Origin of the sequence: Rhodoblastus acidophilus, from assembly GCF_025961575.1 — a bacterium.
Classification (GTDB): domain Bacteria; phylum Pseudomonadota; class Alphaproteobacteria; order Rhizobiales; family Beijerinckiaceae; genus Rhodoblastus; species Rhodoblastus acidophilus_C.
The window spans coordinates 75,677-91,240 of record NZ_JAOQNX010000012.1; the positions used below are offsets into that span (position 1 = coordinate 75,677).

13 protein-coding genes are annotated in these 15,564 nt (G+C 65.0%); 4 read left to right on the forward strand and 9 right to left on the reverse strand.

The window, feature by feature from the left end; all coding sequences use genetic code 11:
* A complete protein-coding gene (gene gltB, locus M2320_RS10550; RefSeq protein WP_425540673.1) occupies positions 1 to 4,761 on the reverse strand; it encodes a glutamate synthase large subunit in 4,761 nt (1,586 codons plus the stop codon).
* Between the two features lie 296 nt (positions 4,762 to 5,057).
* Between gltB and M2320_RS10555 the strand changes: the two genes are divergently transcribed.
* On the forward strand, positions 5,058 to 5,786 hold the full coding sequence (locus tag M2320_RS10555) for a hypothetical protein (protein ID WP_264597241.1): 729 nt from the start codon (positions 5,058 to 5,060) through the stop codon (positions 5,784 to 5,786).
* 61 nt (positions 5,787 to 5,847) lie between these two features.
* On the opposite strand, the gene M2320_RS10560 is transcribed toward M2320_RS10555, so the two are convergent.
* Positions 5,848 to 6,306, reverse strand: coding sequence for an Hsp20 family protein (locus M2320_RS10560; protein WP_184426427.1), 459 nt, complete (start codon positions 6,304 to 6,306; stop codon positions 5,848 to 5,850).
* A gap of 170 nt (positions 6,307 to 6,476) precedes the next feature.
* Between M2320_RS10560 and M2320_RS10565 the strand changes: the two genes are divergently transcribed.
* Both M2320_RS10565 and M2320_RS10570 read left to right on the forward strand, forming a co-directional pair.
* Complete coding sequence (locus M2320_RS10565; RefSeq protein ID WP_264597242.1) at positions 6,477 to 7,454, forward strand: alpha/beta fold hydrolase; 978 nt, start codon at positions 6,477 to 6,479, stop codon at positions 7,452 to 7,454.
* Positions 7,455 to 7,684: 230 nt separating this feature from the next.
* Positions 7,685 to 9,142 (forward strand): DUF1254 domain-containing protein, encoded by a 1,458-nt coding sequence (locus M2320_RS10570; RefSeq protein ID WP_264597243.1) that lies wholly within the window; start codon positions 7,685 to 7,687, stop codon positions 9,140 to 9,142.
* A 62-nt stretch (positions 9,143 to 9,204) separates the two neighbouring features.
* Here M2320_RS10570 and M2320_RS10575 read toward each other — a convergent pair whose 3' ends face one another.
* The 5 genes from M2320_RS10575 to M2320_RS10595 all read right to left on the reverse strand — a co-directional run bounded on the left by M2320_RS10575 (position 9,205) and on the right by M2320_RS10595 (position 13,636).
* Entirely contained in the window at positions 9,205 to 10,500 is a 1,296-nt protein-coding gene (locus M2320_RS10575) for an O-acetylhomoserine aminocarboxypropyltransferase/cysteine synthase family protein (protein ID WP_264597244.1), read from the reverse strand.
* Between the two features lie 91 nt (positions 10,501 to 10,591).
* Positions 10,592 to 11,230: a hypothetical protein gene (locus tag M2320_RS10580; protein WP_264597245.1), complete on the reverse strand. Its 639-nt coding sequence runs from the start codon at positions 11,228 to 11,230 to the stop codon at positions 10,592 to 10,594.
* 66 nt (positions 11,231 to 11,296) lie between these two features.
* Positions 11,297 to 11,938 (reverse strand): CoA transferase subunit B, encoded by a 642-nt coding sequence (locus tag M2320_RS10585; RefSeq protein ID WP_184426417.1) that lies wholly within the window; start codon positions 11,936 to 11,938, stop codon positions 11,297 to 11,299.
* Positions 11,938 to 12,669, reverse strand: coding sequence for a CoA transferase subunit A (locus tag M2320_RS10590; protein ID WP_184426415.1), 732 nt, complete (start codon positions 12,667 to 12,669; stop codon positions 11,938 to 11,940). Before M2320_RS10590 ends, M2320_RS10585 begins: the two co-directional genes overlap by 1 nt.
* 82 nt (positions 12,670 to 12,751) lie before the next feature.
* Positions 12,752 to 13,636 carry a class I SAM-dependent DNA methyltransferase gene (locus M2320_RS10595; protein ID WP_264597246.1) on the reverse strand — a complete coding sequence of 295 codons (885 nt, stop codon included), beginning with the start codon at positions 13,634 to 13,636 and terminating at the stop codon, positions 12,752 to 12,754.
* 152 nt (positions 13,637 to 13,788) lie between these two features.
* Between M2320_RS10595 and M2320_RS10600 the strand changes: the two genes are divergently transcribed.
* A complete protein-coding gene (locus tag M2320_RS10600) occupies positions 13,789 to 14,067 on the forward strand; it encodes a hypothetical protein (RefSeq protein WP_210304396.1) in 279 nt (92 codons plus the stop codon).
* 40 nt (positions 14,068 to 14,107) lie between these two features.
* Here the strand turns inward: M2320_RS10600 and M2320_RS10605 are convergent, their stop codons facing one another.
* Positions 14,108 to 14,929 carry a hypothetical protein gene (locus M2320_RS10605; RefSeq protein ID WP_264597247.1) on the reverse strand — a complete coding sequence of 274 codons (822 nt, stop codon included), beginning with the start codon at positions 14,927 to 14,929 and terminating at the stop codon, positions 14,108 to 14,110.
* 50 nt (positions 14,930 to 14,979) lie between these two features.
* Entirely contained in the window at positions 14,980 to 15,546 is a 567-nt protein-coding gene (locus M2320_RS10610) for a DUF1134 domain-containing protein (protein WP_264597248.1), read from the reverse strand.
* Positions 15,547 to 15,564: the final 18 nt, after the last annotated feature.

Here is a 15,564-nt window from a genome sequence, read left to right on the forward strand (position 1 = left end):
TTATTCTCCGGCGGCGGCGGTCGGCCGCTGTTCGTTCTGCGACATCAGTTCGGCGAGCGCGCGGCGGTATTCCACCGGCATGACCTTTCTGAACTTGGGCAGGTATTCGGCCCAATTGTCGAGGATTTCGCGGGCGCGGGTGGAGCCCGTGTAGCGCATGTGATTGGTGACCAATTGCTTCAGACGTTCGGCGTCGAAGCGGGTCATGTCGCTCATCACGTCGACGCGGCCATGCGCGGCGAGATCGCCGCCCTGATGGTTGAGGCGCTGGTTGAGGTCTTCTTCCTCGACGACCGGCTCCAGATCGACCATGGCCATGTTGCAGCGCGAGGCGAAGGCGCCGTCGGCGTCGAGCACATAGGCGATGCCGCCCGACATGCCCGCCGCAAAATTGCGGCCGGTCTGGCCGAGCACGACGACCACGCCGCCGGTCATATATTCGCAGCCGTGGTCGCCCACGCCCTCGACCACCGCGACAGCGCCCGAGTTGCGGACGGCGAAACGCTCGCCGGCCACGCCACGGAAATACACTTCGCCGCCAATCGCGCCGTAAAGCACCGTGTTGCCGACGATGATCGAGTTTTCCGGCACGATTTTCTTGGCGTCGCGGGAGGGATAGATGACGATGCGGCCGCCCGAAAGCCCCTTGCCGACATAATCATTGCCGTCGCCTTCGAGCTCCAGCGTCACGCCATGGGCGAGCCAGGCGCCGAAGGACTGACCGGCCGTGCCGATGGCGCGGACATGAATGGTGTCGTCGGGCAGGCCCGCGTGGCCATAGATGCGCGCCACCTCACCCGACAGCATCGCGCCGAAGGAGCGGTCGACGTTGCGGATGTGGGTCTCGATGCGCACCGGGGCGCCGCGCTCCAGAGCGGGAGCGGCGGATTCGATCAGCGCGCGGTCCGCGGCCTTTTCCAGACCATGGTCCTGCTCGATCGAGCGATAGATGGTGTCGCCCGCGATCGGGGTCGGCTTGTGGAACAGGCGCGCGAAGTCGAGACCCTGCGCCTTCCAGTGCTTGATCGCCTTGTCGCGGTCGAGCATTTGCAGCTGTCCGACCATTTCGTTGAAGGTGCGATAGCCGAGCTTGGCCATATATTCGCGCACTTCCTCGGCGACGAAGAAGAAGTAGTTGATGATGTGCTCGGGCGTTCCCTTGAAACGCTTGCGCAGAACCGGGTCCTGCGTCGCCACGCCCACCGGGCAGGTGTTGAGGTGGCACTTGCGCATCATCAGGCAGCCCGCCGCAATCAGCGGCGCGGTGGCGAAGCCGAATTCATCCGCGCCGAGCAGCGCTCCGACGACCACGTCGCGGCCGGTGCGCAGACCGCCGTCAACCTGAACGGCGATGCGCGAACGCAGACGGTTGAGCACCAGGGTCTGGTGGGTTTCGGCGAGGCCGATTTCCCAAGGCGATCCCGTGTGCTTGATCGAGGTCAGCGGCGAGGCGCCGGTGCCGCCCTCGAAACCGGAAATCGTGACATGGTCGGCGCGTCCCTTGGACACGCCGGCGGCGACGGTGCCGACGCCCACTTCCGACACCAGCTTTACGGAGATGTCGGCGCGCGGATTGACGTTCTTCAGGTCGTAGATCAGCTGCGCCAGATCTTCGATCGAATAAATGTCATGGTGCGGCGGCGGCGAGATCAGGCCGACGCCTTGCGTGGAATGGCGCACCTTGGCGACGACCGCATCGACCTTGTGGCCGGGCAACTGGCCGCCTTCGCCGGGCTTCGCGCCCTGCGCCATCTTGATCTGGATCATGTCGGAATTGACGAGATATTCCGTCGTCACGCCGAACCGGCCGGAGGCCACCTGCTTGATGGCCGAGCGCATAGAATCGCCATTGGCCATCGGCTTGAAGCGGTCGGATTCCTCGCCGCCCTCGCCGGTGTTGGACTTGCCGCCGATGCGGTTCATCGCGATGGCGAGCGTGGTGTGCGCCTCGCGCGAGATCGAGCCGAACGACATGGCGCCGGTGGCGAAACGCTTGACGATTTCCTTGGCCGGCTCGACTTCGGAAATGTCGATCGGTTTGCGGCCGTCTTCCTGCGCGTCCTTGATGCGGAACAGGCCGCGAATTGTCAGCAGGTTTTCCGACTGCTCGTTCAACAGCTTGGCGAAGGCGCGGTACTTGTCCTGGCTGTTGCCGCGCACGGCGTGCTGGAGCAGAGCAATGCTGTCGGGCGTCCAGTTATGCGCCTCGCCGCGCGTGCGGAACGCATATTCGCCGCCGACATCGAGCGCGGTGCGATAGACGGGCGCATCGCCGAACGCGGTTCTGTGGCGCTCGACGGTTTCGCGGGCGATCTCTTCCAAACCGACGCCGAAGATCGGCGTGGCCGTGCCGGTGAAATAATCGTCGACCAATTGCTTGGACAGGCCGACGGCGTCGAAAATCTGCGCGCCGCAATAGGACTGGTAGGTCGAAATGCCCATCTTGGACATGACCTTGAGCAGGCCCTTGTCGACCGCCTTGATGTAGCGCTTCACCGCCTCATAGCCGTCGACTTCCGCCGGGAATTCGTCGGCCATTTCGGCCAGCGTCTCGAAGGCGAGATAGGGGTTGATCGCCTCGGCGCCATAGCCGGCGAGCAGCGCGAAATGATGGACTTCGCGGGCTTCGCCGGTTTCGACCACCAGACCGACCGAGGTGCGCAGGCCCTTGCGGATCAGGTGATGATGCACGGCGGCGGTGGCCAGCAGCGCCGGGATCGGGATGCGGTCGGGGCCGACCATGCGATCCGACAGGACGATGATGTTGTAGCCGCCGGTCACCGCCTGTTCGGCGCGGTCACAGAGGCGGTCGAGCATCGGCTTGAGGCCGTCGGCGCCCAGGCCCGCTTCATAGGTGATGTCGAGCGTCTTGGTGTCGAAGGCGTCCTCGACATGGCCGATCGAGCGAATCTTTTCCAGATCGGCGTTGGTCAGGATCGGCTGACGCACCTCGAGACGCTTCTTCTCCGCCGTGCCCTCGTGATCGAGGATGTTGGGACGCGGGCCGATGAAGGAGACCAGCGACATCACCAGCTCCTCGCGGATCGGGTCGATCGGCGGGTTGGTGACCTGGGCGAAGTTTTGCTTGAAATAGGTGTAGAGCAGCTTCGACTTCGACGACAGCGGCGAAATCGGCGTATCCGCGCCCATCGAGCCGATCGCTTCCTGGCCGGTGACGGCCATGGGCGCCATCAGGAAGGACAGATCTTCCTGGCTGTAGCCGAAGGCCTGCTGGCGGTCGAGCAGCGGCACGTCGGTGCGCGAGGCGCCGGCTTCCACGGGCTTCAAATCTTCGAGAACGATCTGCGAATTGGCCAGCCACTCCTTGTAGGGGTGATGCTTGGCGAGCGCGCTCTTGATCTCGTCGTCGGCGACGATGCGGCCCTGTTCGAGATCGACCAGCAGCATGCGGCCGGGCTGCAGACGCCACTTGGTGACGATCTTTTCCTCCGGGATCGGCAGCACGCCCATTTCGGAGGCCATCACCACCAGGCCGTCCTCGGTGACGAGATAGCGGGCGGGGCGCAGGCCGTTGCGGTCGAGCGTCGCGCCGATCTGGCGACCATCGGTGAAGGCGACGGCCGCCGGGCCGTCCCACGGCTCCATCAGCGCAGCGTGATATTCGTAGAAGGCGCGGCGGTCCTCATCCATCAGCGGATTGCCGGCCCAGGCTTCCGGGATCAGCATCATCATGGCGTGCGCCATGGAATAGCCGCCCTGCACCAGGAATTCGAGCGCATTGTCGAAACAGGCGGTGTCCGACTGGCCCTCGTAAGAGATCGGCCACAGTTTTGAGATCTCGTCGCCGAACAGCGGCGAGGCGACGGAGGCCTGACGCGCCGCCATCCAGTTCACATTGCCGCGCAGCGTGTTGATTTCGCCGTTATGGGCGACCATGCGGTAGGGATGCGCGAGCTGCCAGGACGGGAAAGTGTTGGTCGAAAAGCGCTGATGCACCAGGGCGATGGCGGTGACCACGCGCTCATCCTGGAGATCCAAAAAGTATTCGCCCAGCGCCGTGGCGACCAGCAGGCCCTTGTAGACGATGGTGCGCGAGGACAGCGAGACCGGATACCAGCCCTTGGTCTTCGGATTGCCCAGGGCGCGCAGGTCGTTGGACACGATCTTGCGGATCAGGAACAGCTTGCGCTCAAACGTGTCCTGGTCGTGGGTCGAGTCGCCGCGGGCGATGAAAACCTGCTTGCAGCTCGGCTCGGTCGGCTTGACGGATTCGCCGAGCACTTCCGGATTGACCGGCACGTCGCGCCAGCCCAGCAGCTTTTGCCCCTGGGAGGCGATGGCGCGCTCGAAAATCTCGCGGACGATTTTCTGTCCTTCGGGATCGCGCGGGAAGAACAGGCTGCCGGCGGCGTAGAGGCCGGGCTCGGGCAGCGCAAAGCCGAGACGCTTCGCCTCTTCGGAGAAGAAGCGGTGAGGAATCTGCATCAACATGCCGCAGCCGTCGCCGGCCTTGGGGTCCGCGCCCACCGCGCCGCGATGGTCGAGGTTGAGCAGGATCTGCAGGCCCATGCGCACGAGGTCGTGCGACTTCTCATTATGCATATTGGCGACGAAGCCGACGCCGCAGGCGTCATGCTCGTTGCGGGGATCGTACAGGCCCTGCGCGACAGGCAGACCATTGGGCGACGTCTTCATACCTTCATCCCTCTCGGCGCGAGCGGCAGCAGTTTTTTTCGCCGCCATGTCCCCGTCCTGCGGAGCGACATTGCGCGAAAAATCCAGACCCTGCTGCTTGTTCATGCCTGTTCATCCTGCCCGTTGCTGCGGCCAATTCCGTTTCGACGCCCCGACGGGTTTCAGCCTCTCCGGCGTCTCAGATCGCCGAATGGTCAGTAAGGCTGTCCTATTTGGCGGCGCGCGACCATGCCAGAATTGCTCTGCCCATACAAGACGCGCGGGCAAGATTCCATCGCGAATTTCACCTTGTGCGGCGCGCCCATTTTACGCGCAAGGCTCGCGGCAGGAAAGCGCTCTAGCTTGCCCCGCATATGGTTTGCATCCGCCGGGGTTTTCGGCGGAATTTCGAGAGGGACACTATGTCGCGCTTTGCGCCTGTGTGCATCGGGGCGCTGCTCCTCGCCGGCCTGCTCGGGCCTGCGCCGGCCGGGGCCGATCCTTATTCCCATTTGTTCTTCGACCCGCCGGACCCGCCGGAGCCGGTGATCCCGTTGCCGCCGGAAACGGTGCGCGAGATCCTGCGCCGCCAAGGCGTGCAGATGATCGGCGCGCCGCAATGGCGCGGCGACAACATCATCGCCTGGGGACGGGACCGCACGGGCGCCGAAAGCAAATATACGCTGGACGCCCCGACCGGCTGGCTGTTGACCGTGGTCCTGGTGCGCCCTGCGCCTGTCGCGGGGCCGCCGCCGGTCAATCCAAGGTTTCCGCTGCGCCGGCCGCTGGGGCCGCCTGTCCATCCCGCCGGCAATCTGGACGCCGACCATCTGATGTCGCCGCCGCCGCCTCCGCCGCCTCCGGACGAGGTGATGCCCCCGCCGCCGCCGCGACCGCCGCCAGCGCCTCAGCAGCCGCCCATGGATATGGATATCGAGCCGCTGGTCGTGGCGCCCGAGGGCGGGCTCAGCCCGATCCGGCCGCTGCGGCAGCCGGGCGCGCCAGGAGTTGGAGGCCCAGGAGGAGTTGGAGGCCCAGGAGGCGTTGGAAGCCCAGGAGGCGTTGGAGGCCCAGGGGGCGTTGGAGGCCCAGGAGGCGTTGGGGCGCCAGGAGGCGTGGGAGGGCCGGGAGGAGTCGGTCCGCGAAGATAGCAGGCAAAAAAAAGCGGGCGCGAAAACCCTTTTCGCGCCCGCCAGTCTTCGCTTGAAGGGATTAGGCGGCCTTGGAGTCCACGGCGCGCGGGCCGGCCTTGCCGATCGGAATCTGGCGCGGGCGCTGGGCCTCGGGAATTTCGCGGACCAGATCGACGTGGAGCAGGCCGTTTTCGAGCCGCGCGCCCGTGACCTGAACGTGGTCGGCGAGTTGGAAGCGGCGCTCGAAGGCGCGGGCGGCGATGCCCTGATAGAGCATTTCACGGGCTTCGCTGTCGGCCGGGGCCTCTTTGGCGCCCTTGATCGTCAGCGCGTTCTCGCGCGATTCAATGGAAAGTTCGGTTTCGCCAAATCCCGCGACCGCGAGAGTCAGGCGGTAGGCGTTCTCGCCGGTGCGCTCGATATTGTAGGGCGGATAGGCGGCCGGGGCCTCGGCGCCGACGTTCTGGTCGAGCAGCGAGAACAGCCGGTCGAAGCCGATGGTGGAGCGGTAGAGCGGAGACAGGTCGAAAGTGCGCATGTCATATCCTCCATTGAGCGACATGGTTTGCCAAATTCCGGCCGGGCCAGCCTTGTGTTCGGCCTGACCGGGGCGCGTCCGTTACGGCCCGCGCAGCTTCGATTTGGGCGCCCGAAACAGCTTTTCAAGAGTTCTGCGCGCGCTATGGTCAAAAAAAGGAGTCGCGCCCGATGGAATTGATCGACACGCCCGCCAACCCGTGCCCGCCCGGCGCCTGCCTCGTGGGCGCGCGCGCGCGAGACGGCGTCGTCTTGCGCGCGGCCTATTGGCGTCCCGAACGCCCGGCGCGCGGCACGGTGGTGATCGCGCAGGGCCGCTCCGAATTCATCGAGAAATATTTCGAGGTGATCGGCGAGCTGCTGGCGCGCGGCTATTTCGTCGTCGCCTTCGACTGGCGCGGACAGGGGCTGTCGCCGCGCCTGCTGCGCAATTCCGCCAAGGGGCATGTGCGCCGCTCCACCGATTACCGCCTCGATCTGGAGGCGCTGATCGAACAGGTTCTCATCCCCGACGCGCCCAAACCCTGGTTCGCCCTCGCCCATTCCATGGGGGCGGCGGTCCTGCTCGATTTCATCGCGGCGAGCGAGACAAGCGCGCCGTTCCAGCGCGTCGTCGCCACCGCGCCAATGCTGGCGCTGCGCGGTTTTGCCGCTTCCGATTACGCGCGCGCGCTCGCCGGCCTGTTGATCGGCTGCGGCCTGTCGCGGATGTTCGTGCCCGGCGGCGGTCGCGCCAGCCATTTCGACAAGCCTTTCGCCAACAACATTCTCACCACGGACCGCTTGCGGTTCGAGCGTTCGTCCCGGCTGATCTCCGCCTTCCCCGCGCTGCGCATCGGCGAGCCGACCGTGGGCTGGGTTCACGCCGCCTTCCGGATCATGGACCGGCTGGCGCGGCCGGGATGCGCCGAGCACATCAAAATTCCGCTGCTGATGGTGGCGGCGGGCGACGAGCGGCTGGTCTCCACGCCGGCGGCCGAGGCTTTTGCGCGCCGGCTCAAAAATGCCGATTGCCTGGTGCTGCCCGGCGCGCGCCACGAAATCCTGATGGAGCGCCCCGAGATCAGGGCGCAATTCTGGGCGGCGTTCGACGCCTTCGTGCCGGGCGAGTCTCTTGCGCCCGCAACCGAGGCGGCGAACCAGGTTTGACGCGGGCCCTCGCGCTGCGGAGCTTTGGAATTGAGCGATTTTTTTCCGCGGCTCATCTGCCCCGCCTTGACCCTCTCCTTCGTCAGGGACAGGATCAACAGCGAAGCTTGCTTGATCAAAGGCGAAGCTTTCTTGGAATTCCGGCCGCGCTGTTCGCTGCGCCACAATGAATTTCAATCCTGGGCTGGCGTCCCCGGACGCGGCCATGCCAATCGTCGAGGGAAACTCCGATGCTGAACAAGCGCCATTTGTTGAAATCCGTCGCCCTGGCCGCCGCGGGCGCCGCGCTGGGCGGCCGCGCTTTCGCGGAGGGCCCCGTCTCCGAATTCCTCAGCAAGGAGATTATCGCGCCCTTCCTCGAAAGCAGGGACATTGCCGAGGAAGGCTTCATCTTCGGTCTGCCGATCGTGATGAATTATGCGATCATGTATGATTTCGTCATCAACAAGAATTCAGGTCAGTTCAAGGCGCCCTTCAACACCATCTACAACACGCATCGCGTGTTCACCTACAAGGATACGGCGGTCATCACGCCCAACAGCGACACGCCCTATTCCTTGCTCGCCATGGATCTGCGCGCCGAGCCCATGGTGATTTCCGTGCCCGACGTCGATCCGAAGCGCTATTATTCGGTGCAACTCGCCGACGCCAGCACCTATAATTACGGCTATATCGGCTCGCGCGCGACCGGAAACGGCGCGGGCGATTATCTGGTCGCCGGTCCCGACTGGAAGGGCGAAGCCCCGAAAGGCGTCAAAAAAGTCTTCCGGTCCGGATCGCAATTCTCGCTGGCGATCTTCCGGACCCAGCTCTTTGATCCCGACGACATGCCCAACGTGATCAAGGTGCAGGAAGGCTACAAGGCGCAGCCGCTTTCGGCCTATCTCAAGCAGCCGGCGCCGCCCGCCCCGCCCGCCGTGCATTTCCCCAGGATCGACAAGGAGCTGGCGAAAAAGGATTTTTTCAAATACCTCGACTTCATGCTGCAATTCATTCCAGCGGCGCCCAATGAAGCGGAGATCCGCGCCAAGCTCGCGGAAATCGGCGTCGGTCCCGGCAGAAGCTTCAGCTTCAAGGAGCTGCCGCTCGAAAAGAAGATCGAGATCGGCCTCGGCATGAAGCGGGGCGACGACAAGGTGAAAGCCGCCGACGCCGGCATGGGCGTGAACGTCAACAATTGGCGGCTGGCCGCCGCGGGCGGCGACCGCGCCTTCTATGACGGCGACTGGCTCAAGCGCGCGGCCATCGCCAAGGCTGGCATTTTCGGTAACGATCCGGAAGAGGCGACCTATCCGATGACGCGCGTCGACGGCGACGGCAACAAGCTCGACGGTTCGAAGCACGCGTACACGCTGACCTTCCCAGCCGACGCTCTGCCCCCCGTCCACGCCTTCTGGTCGATCACCATGTATGACGGCGTCAGCCAGTTGCTGATCGAGAATCCGATCAACCGTTATCTGATCAATTCGCCCATGCTGCCCGGCATGAAGCGCAACGCCGACGGGTCCTTGACCCTCTATATCCAGCGCAACTCGCCCGGCGCGGACAAGGAGTCCAACTGGCTGCCGGCGCCGAACGGGCCGATCTATCTGGTCATGCGGCTTTATTGGCCGAAAACCGAACAGCCTTCGGTCCTGCCGCCCGGCGCGGGCGAGTGGAAGCCGCCGGCGGTGAAGAAGGCGTCCTGAACAGGACGCCTCCCGCCCGAGCAACGCGCGGGCGGCGATTGCGCCGCCGCCCGCGAAAAAAATCAGGCCGCGGCCTTCAGCGCCTGCTCGAGATCGGCGAGGATGTCGTCGATGTGCTCCAAGCCGACGGACAGGCGGACATAGCCGGGCGACACGCCGGTGGCGAGCTGCGCCTCTTCGGCAAGCTGCGAATGCGTCGTCGAGGCCGGATGGATGGCGAGGCTGCGGGCGTCGCCGATATTGGCGACGTGATAAAACAATTGCAGCGCGTCGATGAATTTCCGTCCTGCCGCGGCGCCGCCGGCCAGTTCGAAGCCGAGCAGCGCGCCATAGCCGCCCTTCAGATATTTGTCCGCGCGGGCGCGGGGCTCGCCCGTCTGCACCGAGGGGTGGATCACTTTGGTGATCTCCGGCCGCTTCGACAGCCAGGCGGCGACGGCGGTGGCGTTGGCGCAATGGCGCTCCATGCGCAAAGGCAGGGTTTCGAGCCCCTGCAGGGTCAGGAACGAGTTGAACGGCGAGGCGGCGGCGCCGAGATCGCGCAACAGCGTGGTGCGCGCCTTGATGATGTAGGCCACGGGGCCGATCGGCTTGACGGCCTGCGTCCAGACCGCGCCGTGATAGGAGGGGTCGGGCGTGTTGAGCGCCGGCTGGCGTTCCGCAAACTTTTCCCAGTCGAAATTGCCGCCGTCGATGAGCGCGCCGCCGATGGCCGCGCCATGGCCGCCGATGAATTTGGTCGTGGAATAGACGATAATCGCGGCGCCGTGGTCGAAGGGCCGGCACAGGATCGGCGCGGCGGTATTGTCCATGATCAGGGGAACGCCGACCTCCCGGCCGATCGCCGCGACGTCCGCGATCGGGAACACGGCGAGTTTCGGATTGGGCAGGGTTTCCGCGTAATAGGCGCGGGTGCGCGCATCGGTGGCGCGGCGGAAATTCTCGGGATCGCTTGGATCGACGAAGCGGACCTCGATGCCCTGGTCCTTCAGCGTGTTGGCGAACAGGTTCCACGTTCCGCCATAGAGATCGGTCGACGACACCACATTGTCGCCGGCCTTGGCGAGGTTCTGGATCGAGAACGCCGAGGCCGCCTGTCCCGAGGACACGACCAGCGCCGCCGCGCCGCCTTCGAGCGCGGCCAGCCGCTGCTCCAGAATGTCGGTCGTGGGATTGCCGAGGCGGGTGTAGATATTGCCCAGCTCCTTCAGCGCAAACAGGTTGGCGGCGTGCTCGGTGTCGCGGAACTGGTAGCTGGTGGTCTGGAAGATCGGCGGCGCCACCGAGCCGGTGGCCGGATCGGCCCGCCAGCCGGCATGGAGGACGAGGGTTTCGGGTTTTTTGCTGTTGACCGCCATGGTGTTCCCCTTGTTGCGGCGCTTTGCGAACGCAAACCTCTTGTAGCGCAATATTCTACCGTTTTGATAGACTATTTTTCCGCGAAAGCGGTCAGGGCTGAGGGGAAAAATCCAGGAGATCGCGCTGATAGACCTCGTCCACCTCGGAAAAGGGGAGGTTTTCGCTGGTGTAGAGCACGGCGCGATGTTCGAACAATTTTTGCGGGATTGGCAGGTTAGGCGCATCGCCGCCCGCCTTGGCCGCCGACCACAGGGTTTGCGCGGCAAAGGTGCGACGGAAAGGTGTGAGCGGCTTGACCACCTTGCCGAACGGCGTGTCGGTGGTCTCGAGCGCCCGGTTCATTTCCGGCGTGAGCCGGGCGGGCACATAGAAATTGTCGGCTTCGGAGAGCACGCGGCCGCCGCACCGCAAGCGGACGTGGCGATATTTGACGAGCTCGTCCGGTCCGACGCCCAGCCGCTGGCGCTGTTCGGCGGTCGGCGTCTTCGCCGGCGCGTCCGCGACCGGCTCGGCGATGATTTTCGCCTCATCGGCCAGATGATGCGCGGCGCACCAGCTTTCCAGCACGGCGGTGGCGCTGGGCGCAGCCAGGATTTCGGCGTTGAGGCTCTGCACCATGGCCTCGGCCTGCCAGCGATTGGCGGCGCTGTTGGGCCAAGCGGGATCGGCCTGCGCGGGCGTCGAAACGGCGCAAACCCATCCCCCGGCGACGATCAGCCAGAAACGCATGGTCTCAGAACGCTCTCGATCAGGAAAAGCCCTCATGTCTGGACGACACGAGGGCGATCGGCGGGTTTACAGCGCGACGGAAAAATCCGCTTCCGTTTTCGCCTTGATCTCCTCGACGGTCACGCCATCGGCGAGTTCGATCAGCTTGACGCCGCCCGACCCGTGCTTGTCGATGGTGAACACGCCGAGATCGGTGATCAGCAGATCGACGACGCGCGAGCCGGTCAGCGGCAGGCTGCACTTTTTCAAGAACTTGGGGCCGTCCTTGGCGACATGCTCCATCACCACCACGACCTTTTTCACGCCGGCGACGAGGTCCATGGCGCCGCCCATGCCCTTCACCATTTTGCCGGGAATCATCCAGTTGGCGAGGTCGCCGCTCTCCGCCACCTGCATGGCGCCGAGGATCGACAGATCAATGTGTCCGCCGCGAATCATCGCAAAGGAATCGGCGGACGAAAAATAGGACGTCGTCGGCAGTTCCGTGATCGTCTGCTTGCCGGCGTTGATCAGATCGGGGTCTTCCTCGCCCTCATAGGGAAACGGGCCCATGCCGAGCATGCCGTTCTCGCTCTGCAACTGCACATGCACGCCGTCGGGAATATAGTTCGAGACGAGCGTGGGAATGCCGATGCCGAGATTGACGTAAAAACCGTCACGCAGCTCTTTGGCGGCGCGCGCCGCCATCTGGTCGCGGGTCCAAGCCATTAGACTTCTCCTCCGGTCGCGGCGGGGGCGCTGGTGTGCTTGCGCGTCGTGCGCTGCTCGATGTGCTTGGCGGCGTTGGGCACATGGACGATGCGCTTCACATAAATGCCCGGCGTGTGGATGTGATCCGGATTAAGCTGGCCGGCGGGCACGAGATGCTCGACCTGCGCCACCGTGATCTTTCCGGCGGTCGCCATCATCGGATTGAAGTTGCGCGCCGTCTTGCGGAAGATGAGATTGCCCTCATGATCGCCCATCCAGGCGTGGACCAGCGCCACATCGGCGACAAGCCCGGTCTCCATGACGTAATTCTCGCCATTGAAGACCCGAGTCTCCTTGCCCTCAGCCACCAGAGTACCGAAACCCGTCTTGGTATAGAAGGCGGGAATGCCGGCGCCGCCGGCGCGGATGCGCTCGGCCAGCGTGCCCTGCGGGTTGAATTCGATCTCCAGCTCGCCGCCCAGAAATTGTTGCGCGAACAGCTTGTTCTCGCCGACATAGGACGAGATCATCTTCTTCACCTGCCGCGTTTCCAGCAGCACGCCCAGGCCAATGCCGTCGACGCCGGCGTTGTTGGAGATGAAGGTGAGGTTTTTGGCGCCGGACTGTTTGACCGCCTCGATCAGGGCCTCAGGAATGCCACAAAGTCCGAACCCCCCGGCCATGAGTGTCATTCCGTCCTTGACCAGACCGGCCATGGCCGTCCCGGCGTCGGGATAAACTTTTTTCATGAGCGAAACTCGCTTGCTGGAATGCGCTGCAGCGCAACACTAGGGCCGGCGGGCGCGCCGGTCCATCCGCCTTTCTGCGATTTCAGGCGGATTTGCGCAGCACCGCAGCCCAGCCGGGCACATCGACGCCCCGGTCCTTGCGCGTCGAAACCGGGAACAGCTCCGCGACGGTAAAGCCGTGGGCGGCGGCAAGGTCGCGCAGATAGGATTCGCTGTGCGAAAACCGCAAATCCTCGCCGACGACAAACCCGTGGGACGGCCCGCTCTGGGTGGTGAAGGCGAACAGGCCGCCGGGTCGCAGCGCGCGAAGAACCTCGGCGAAGACGGCGCCGAGATCGCCGATATAGACGAACACATCGGCGGCGGCGGCGAGGTCGGCGTTTTCGCATGGCTCGGCGGCCAAGAACTCGGTCAGGTCGGCCGCCGCCAGCCGCTCATACAAGTTTTTCGCCCTCGCCTGCTCGATCATGGCCGGGGAAAGATCGACGCCAGTGATTTTTTGGGCGCGCGAAACAATCGCGGCAGCAAAAAGCCCGGCCCCGCAGCCGAGATCGAGGACGTGAGCAAAATGCCGGCCGGGCGCGACACGGTCGATCGCCTCGCACAGCACTTGCGGGCCGCAATAGGCGAGCTTTTCCACCAGATGCGAATCAAAGCGCGCGGCATATTGGTCGAACAGGGTTTTGACATAGGCGCGCGGGGCGGTCGCGGGTCTTGTCCCGCCCAGCCGCGCCAGCGCGAGCGCCGCGCCCTGCGCATCCTCGGGATCGAGCGCCAGGGTTTTCGCATAGGCCTCGCGGGCCTCGCCGGTTTTTTCAAGACGCTCCAAGGCCTGAGCCAAGGCGAACCAGCCCGCCGGCCAATCCGGCGCGCAGTCGAGCGCCTGCGCGAACAGGTCGCGCGCGCCTTCCGCATCGCCGGCGGCCAAAGCCCCCTGGCCCCATTCGTAGCGCCGGTCGGCGGACAAGTCTCCGGACGACCCGATCGGTCTCACAATGGTTACCCCGTCTTAACTTTTGCCTTATTTTTCGACCAGTTGGTTCAACTCTGGTTCAGATGCGGCGACTAGACTAATATCAAGCTGGTTTTCGCCTTTGAGGCAAGTTCACGGAGATCCTCATGACGCTTTCCATCAAGAAAACCGCGCTCGCCACCCTGGCGGTCGCCACCCTGGTCACCAGTCTGTCCGCCCCGGCGTCCGCCAATGACGGCGCGGCGGTCGGCGCGGGCATCGCCGCCGGCATTTTGGGCGGCGCGATGATCGGCGCCGCCGCCGCCAACGCCGCTCCTCCCGCGCCCGTCTATTACGACGCCCCGGAATGCTGGATGGAGCGCCGCCCGATGTATGACGAATTCGGCAATTACATCGGCCGCCGCCGCGTGCGCGTCTGCCGCTGATTCGGAATCGGGCGCGCGCCGGACGCGCGCGCCTGTTCTTTCAGGCCCGTTCGCGCGCCGAGATTTTTTGGACCGCGTCCTCGTCTTGAGACGTTTCTGCTTGAGACGTTTCTGCTTGGGGCGCTTCCCGCTGGGCCTCCCCGCCGTTGCCGTCCTGCTCGGCCACCCGGCGGCCAATATCCAGAATGGCCGCGCGCAAATCCGACATTTCCGCACCGCCGCCGCGCGCCAGTGTCTCCCGCAAGGTCGCGGCTTCCGCCTGCGCCGCCTCGGTCAGCTGGCGCTCTGCTTCGATCTTGGCCATCAGCCGCTCGCGGCGCGCCTCGAAATTCTCGTTGCGCCCCTCCGCCTCGCGCAGGCGCGCCTGCAGGCGCTCGCTCTCAATCTTTAGCTGGCGGTGGACCTCGGCGAGCGCGTCGAATTCACCCGACTTGTCGCGCAACTCAGCGTCGCGCTCCGCCAGGCTCGCTTTGGTCGCGCCCAATTCGGAGAAGAGTTTTTCGCTTCTTTCGGTCATTTGCGCCAGCGCGTCCTCGCGCTGCCGGAGTTGCTCCTCCGTGGCGCGCAAAACCTCCTCCACGCGCACGATATCGGCGGTGCGGCGCCCGAGTTCGGCGCTCTCTGAGACGCGCAGCTGGCGCTCCCGCTCGGCCACCAGCTCCAGTTCGCGCCTCTCCACGGCGAATCGCGCGCGCAAAAGGTCGCGGTCGGCCTCCATCTCGTCGAAGGTCATGGGAAGGAGCTGTTCGACGCCCTTGAGCGTCAGGCGCCGCGCGCGGGCGGAGACCAGGGGGAGAAAGGCGAGGCCGATCAATCCGCAGATGGAAAAGCCTAGGGCGAAGGCGACGAGTTGCTCGACCAAGGAAATATCCTGCTGACCCCGAATGGGTCCAAGCCTTCAATAAAGCAGGATCAGAACGGATTCCATGTCGAATTCGGCGTGAACTTGAGATAGCCGAGATTGACGCCGAGCCGCGCGCCGACGCCGGTGCGGATCGGCACGACCATCACGCCATTGGCGCCCAGCGCCGTGACGCCGAACCCGCCGATCAGATAGGCCGAACCGTCGATCCCGCCGAACCGCTGGAAAATAGCGTCGACGGAGGGAAGGCTGTAGACCAGCATCATGGTGCGGTCGCCGTTCGCGCCCGCGTCGAAGCCGACGGACGGCCCCTGCCAGTAGACGCGCCGGTCGCCGGCGTTGCGCGTGTAGATCGAGCCCTCGCCGTAGCGCAGGCCGCCGACGAAGGCGCCGCCGGCCTCCTGGCCCAGAATATAGGCGTTGGGCTGCCCCCAGCGCTTGGTCGCCGACTGAATCGCCTCGGCGAGGCCGCGCGACAGACTGCCGAAGAATCTATGGCCGTTCTCGACCAGCTCATTGTCCGAATAGACGGAACGATCCTGGGCGAAGGCCGGGGCGGCGGTCAGGGCGGCGAGGGCGCAAAGAATGGCGCGCCGGGAATTTTGAGACGGTCGCATCTTTTCCTCCCAGGGAGC